The sequence below is a fragment of the Dyella sp. 01N36 genome (genome assembly GCF_056399745.1).
The window spans coordinates 1-5,328 of the sequence record NZ_JBFTRY010000216.1; the positions used below are offsets into that span (position 1 = coordinate 1).

Annotated in this window: 6 protein-coding genes; all 6 read right to left on the reverse strand. The window is 65.9% G+C overall.

What is annotated here, in order from left to right:
- Window positions 1-287 (reverse strand): vWA domain-containing protein (locus tag AC1DMG_RS19380; protein ID WP_477180933.1); only part of this gene is annotated, 287 nt, incomplete at its 3' end.
- A complete protein-coding gene (locus tag AC1DMG_RS19385) occupies window positions 284-817 on the reverse strand; it encodes a DUF4381 family protein (RefSeq protein ID WP_477175036.1) in 534 nt (177 codons plus the stop codon). The genes AC1DMG_RS19380 and AC1DMG_RS19385, both read right to left, overlap by 4 nt.
- Entirely contained in the window at window positions 814-1,746 is a 933-nt protein-coding gene (locus AC1DMG_RS19390) for a DUF58 domain-containing protein (protein WP_477180934.1), read from the reverse strand. The genes AC1DMG_RS19385 and AC1DMG_RS19390 overlap by 4 nt, the downstream gene beginning before the upstream one ends.
- Window positions 1,743-2,738, reverse strand: coding sequence for an AAA family ATPase (locus AC1DMG_RS19395; protein WP_477180935.1), 996 nt, complete (start codon window positions 2,736-2,738; stop codon window positions 1,743-1,745). Before AC1DMG_RS19395 ends, AC1DMG_RS19390 begins: the two co-directional genes overlap by 4 nt.
- A 155-nt stretch (window positions 2,739-2,893) precedes the next feature.
- Window positions 2,894-5,017 carry a type IV pilus secretin PilQ gene (locus tag AC1DMG_RS19400; protein WP_477175038.1) on the reverse strand — a complete coding sequence of 708 codons (2,124 nt, stop codon included), beginning with the start codon at window positions 5,015-5,017 and terminating at the stop codon, window positions 2,894-2,896.
- A gap of 54 nt (window positions 5,018-5,071) precedes the next feature.
- Window positions 5,072-5,328, reverse strand: a 257-nt coding sequence (locus AC1DMG_RS19405; protein WP_477180936.1) for a pilus assembly protein PilP, incomplete at its 5' end; no start/stop codon positions are given.

Consider the following 5,328-nt stretch of genomic DNA (forward strand, 5'->3'; position numbering starts at 1 on the left):
CTTCCGGATAGATCGACCGCCAGCATCAGGGCACGCCCGCTGCGTTGCTGGGCCTGGGGTGGCCCCACCCATTGAGGGCGCGCAGCCGCGGCAAGCAGGGCCAGCCACGCGAGCACCAGCAACCAGGTACGCCAGCCGCCTCGCCCCTGTCGCTCGGGCGTGTCCAGATGCACGCCCGGATGGGGAATGTGCAGGGCCTGCCCCGGCGCGGCAGGACGCAGCCACCACCGCAACAGCCACGGGAGCGGCGCCAGCACGATGATCCACGGCCAGACGAACTCGGTCATGGCAGCATCCCGCTCGCTTTGCGGCCACCCAAACCCTGGCCAGACGATGGGACGCGGTGGCGCCACGCCAGCTGCAACCAGCGGCGCGTGGCGCCTGCCGCGGCATCGGGATCCAATGGCGTCGCCGGGCGGTACATGGCTGCTTCCAAACCGTGCAGTTGCTCAAGCGCGATGGCGTCGACGGGCATCCGCGCCAGCGTCTGGCGCCAGGCCTCGCCACGCTGCTGCGCGGCAGCCGGATCGATGCGCAGCGCGCCCCGCCGCAACAGCTGATGCAATCCGCTGGCGAGCGCTTGCGGTTGCTCGCGACACAACGACAGCACCTGGTCGACCTCGGCCAACACGCGCCGTTCGTCGCCAGCACGGCGGCGCTGTCGACGCCACCACCAGATGGACACGCCGACGGCGAGCAGTCCCAACACCATCAGGCCCCACCATCCGGGCGCCAACGGCCACCATGAGGGCGGCGGCGGCAGATGGATGTCGCGCAGCAAAGGGCCGTTGGCCGGTGCGGCGGCTGGCGCGCTCATCGACGTACTCCGGGCGCCAGCAGCGACATCACGGCATCCAGCGGATCGGCGGCGGTATCGATGGTGCTGTGCGGCAGGCCGAGCGCTTGCGCCATGGCGTTGAGTCGGCTCTGCCCTGCGCCAAGCGCCTGCTGGAACTCGCGGCGCTGACGCCCGCCAAACAGGGCCACTTCGCGGCGGATGCCATCGTGTTCCATCGGATAACGCCCTGCGGGCGGCAGCCCCAGCTCCAGGGCATMTGCCACCACCAGCACGCGGATGCCCGCCTTGTGCGACAGCTTGAGCAGGTGACCCTGCGCACCGTCGTCGCAGCTGAGCCCGTCGCTGATCAACAATACGCGATTGGCGCCATGCATCAGCCGCCCCGCGCGCAACAGCACATCGGACAGCGGCTCGCCCGGAATCGGCGCATAGCTGGCATCCCAATCCGCCAGCGCACCGCAGACGGCAAGCGCACCGCGCGTGCCCGACTGCGGCCGCAGCATGCGGTGACCGTTACCAAAGGACATCAAGCCTACCCGCTCACCCGCGCGCACGGCGTACCACGCAGCCAGCGCCGCAGCACGCGCAGCCTGCACGGATTTCAGGCGTACACGGGTACCAAAGCGCATGCTCTCATGGGCGTCGAGCAGGATCAGCAAGCGACCCTCGCGTTCCTCCTGGAACAACTTGGTGTGCAGGCGGCCGCTACGCGCGGTCAGCCGCCAATCCATGCGTCTCACATCGTCGCCCGGCTGGTAGACACGCGATTCGGCGTAATCCATGCCGCGGCCGTATAGACGGCTGGATTGCTGGCCCGAGCGCATCGCCCGGCTTTCCAGCCTCGGCAGCGCCGCTTTGGCGACCCGTGCGCGCAAGGCCACCAATTCGGCGAGGCGGACGCTCGTACGGCCATCGCCGTCCGGTGTGATGGGAGCAACGGCACTCACGGCAGGGGCACAAGATCCAGTACGCGGCGTATCACCTGATCGCTGCGAACGCCTTCGGCCTCCGCTTCGTAGCTGAGCAGGACGCGATGGCGCAGCACTTCGTGGACGATGGCGTGCACGTCTTCAGGCAGCACGTAATCGCGCCCGGCCAGCCAGGCGTGGGCGCGAGCGCAGCGATCCAGTGCGATGGTCCCTCGCGGGCTGGCGCCCCRGGCGATCCAGCGCTTGAGCTCCGCGCCGTAGGCGCCCGGCTCGCGTGTCGCCAGCACCAGTTGCGTGATGTATTCCTCCAGCGCCGGCGCCATGTGCACATCCAGCACGGCCTCGCGTGCACTGAAGACATCGTTCTGGCTCAAGCTGGGCCGCGCCACCGCTACCGGATGCAGGCTCCTGCGCGCCTGCTCGCGGGCCAGCTGCAGGATGGCCAGCTCGGCGGCCGCGTCGGGATAACCGATGGTCACGTGCATCACGAAGCGGTCGAGCTGTGCCTCGGGCAACGCAAACGTGCCTTCCTGCTCGATCGGGTTCTGCGTCGCCATCACCATGAACAGCTCCGGCAGGCGCCAGGTGCTGCGTCCCACGGTGATCTGGCGTTCGGCCATCGCTTCGAGCAGGGCCGATTGCACCTTGGCCGGTGCGCGGTTGATTTCGTCGGCCAGCACGATGTTGTGGAACAGCGGGCCACGCTCGAACTCGAAACTGCCCGCTTGCGGACGAAACACGTCGGTGCCCGTGAGATCGGCCGGCAACAGGTCGGGCGTGAACTGCACGCGGTGGAAATCGGCCTCGATGCAGGCTGCCAGCGCCTTGACGACAGTGGTCTTGGCCAGGCCCGGGGCGCCTTCGACCAGGAGGTGACCATCGGCCAACAGGGCCACCAGCAGGCAATCGATCAGGTGCGGCTGGCCAATGACGCTGCGTTGCAGCTCATCGCGCACGCGCAGGAAAGCCTCTTGCAGGCTGGATGAGGTGGGGGCCTCGGGCATGTCCATCGGGGAATCCATCAAGGTTGAACGTAACGACAGACCTTAACTGGCTCCGGAAGTTTACTACCCATGACTTCCGACCCCCATCGAGCGCGGCTGGCGTGCCCAAAACAAAGGGGCGGCCGAAGCCGCCCCTTTGCCTTATTTCAGTGAAACCACGCTTATTGCAGGCTGTCGCTCAGGATGCGCGGGGTCACGAAGATCAGCAGCTCCGCCTTGTCGCTTTCGCGCGAGGTGTTGCGGAACAGCACGCCCAGACCCGGGATATCGCCCAGACCCGGCACCTTGGTGGCGTTGTTCTGCTTGGTGATCTCGTAGATGCCGCCCAGTACCACCGTCTGACCGTTGTCGACCAGCACCGAGGTGTTGATCTCACGCGTGTCGATCTGCGGCACCTGGCCACTGCCCGGCACAGTGATGAAGTCCGCCAGCGCGTCCTTCTTCACGTTGATCATCAGGTAGACGCGGTTGTCGGAGGTGATGGTCGGGGTGACCTTCAGCTCAAGCACGGCGTCCTTGAACTGCACGGTCGCCGTGCCGCTGCCGGCCGCGCCGGTGGCGGTGTTCTGGTAGGTCACGTAGCCGATTTCCTGACCCTGGCGAATCACTGCTTCCTGCTGGTTGGCAGTGATGACGCGCGGGCTGGAGATCACTTCGCCACGGCCTTCGGTCTGTGCGGCCGAGAGTTCCAGGTCCAGGGCGTAGTTCTTGCCGAGGATGCCCAGGGCGAAGCTGCCGGCCTGCGTACTGGTCGGAAGGTTGACGTTGATGCCGCCGGCCGTGCCGTCGCCGTTGGACTGACCGCCGGTCGAAAGCGTCTGGCCGCTCGGATTCACCTTCTTGCCCTGCACGCCGAACTTGGCGCCGAGCTCGCGGGTGAAGTTGTCGGTGGCGATGACGATGCGCGACTCGATCAGCACCTGCTGCACCGGCTTGTCCAGCACGGCGATGAGTGCACGCAGCTCGCGGATCTTCTGCGGGTTGTCGTTGATCAGCAAGGTGTTCGTACGATCGTCGAACGAGACACTACCGCGGGAGGACAGGAAGCCCCGAGAAGCACCGCTGCTGTTGCCGCCGCCACCTGTACTCTGCTGTGTGCCCGTGGTCAGCAGCTTGGCAATGTCCTTGGCCTTGCCATAGCTGATCGGCACATAGTCGGTGACCAGCTCGGCGTTGTCCTCAGCCTTGATGCGGGCATCGGCGATGCTCTGCTCGTACTTGGCCAGTTCTTCCTGCGGCGCGATCCAGATCACGTTGCCGTTGCGGCGCTTGTCCAGGCTCTTGGCGCGCAGCACCACGTCGAGGGCCTGATCCCACGGCACGTTGACCAGGCGAAGCGTGACGCTGCCACCCACGGTGTCGGAAGCCACCAGGTTGAGACCGGAGATGTCAGCCAGCAGCTGCAGGGCCGAACGCACCGGAATGTCCTGGAAGTTGAAGGTCACCCGGTTGCCCGTATAGACCGGCTCCTGACCCTTGGCCAGCGCGGCATCGGCCTTCGGATCCTTCTTCTTGGGCGCCACTTCCACCACGTACTGGTTGCCACTCTGGTAGGCCGACGTATCGACCACACCCTTGGTGCTGATTTCCATATGCGCACCGCCACCACTGGACTTGGTGACGATCGACTGCACCGGCGTGGCGAAATCGAGCACGTCCAGGCGCTGGGCCAGGTTGGGCGGCAGGTTGGCGTGGCTGATATCCACGATCACCTTGTCGCCCTGATGCTTCATGTCGGCACTGGCGCCGGCGGCACTGAAGTCGATCAGGATGCGGCCTTCGCCATTGGGACCGCGGCGGAAGTCGATGTTGGACACCGCCGGGCCACTGGCCATCGACGGCAGCGCCTTGGACGGATCGATGTTCGATGCCGTGGTGGTGGTCTGCGCATCGGTACCGTTGTTCACCGTGAGCACGAGGCTGTTGCCCTCGACGCGGGAACGGTAGGTGGAGTCGCGCACCAGTTCGACCACGACGCGGGTGCGGCCGCCGGCGGAAACCGCCGAGACGCCGGTCGTTGCACCCTTGCCGATATCGAGATGGCGAGCCGCCGCGTTATCGGTATCGGGGAAATCGACCGCGATGCGCGGTGGATTGCCGGTGGTGAAGATCTTCGGTTCCGGCACCGGACCCTGGGCGAAGTTCAGATGCAGCTCGACACGGCCACCTGGCAGCGTGTCGTAGCTGATGTCCTTCAGGGTGCTGGTGGCCGCAGCCGCCGCGTTCGACCAGGCGGCGCCCAGCGTCAGCAGGCCCACAACCACATAACGGCTAGCCTGGCGCATGACACTGCCCCGAACGGTTTTGATTTGGTTGGTCATTGCATCAGCCCCTGTTTCTTATTTCTCGCTGAGCGCGATGCTGGCGGAACGTTCCATCCAGCCACCGTTGCCATTGGATACCAGTTCCACCAGGTCGATATGGTCATCGGCTACCGCGGTGACCCGACCATAGTTCTGGCCCATGTATTCGTTGCGATGGACACGGTGGATCACGCCACCGGGGTCCTTCACGAGCACTTCCGTTGCGGCACCTGTCCCCACGGTGYCGACCATCTTCAAGCTGTCCAGCGCAAACATTTCCAGCGGTTCCTTGG

Coding starts and splice junctions, on each gene's coding strand:
- AC1DMG_RS19385 (WP_477175036.1), bottom strand. CDS start 817: ATGAGCGCGCCAGCCGCCGCACCGGCCAACGGCCCTTTGCTGCGCGAC.
- AC1DMG_RS19400 (WP_477175038.1), bottom strand. CDS start 5,017: ATGCGCCAGGCTAGCCGTTATGTGGTTGTGGGCCTGCTGACGCTGGGC.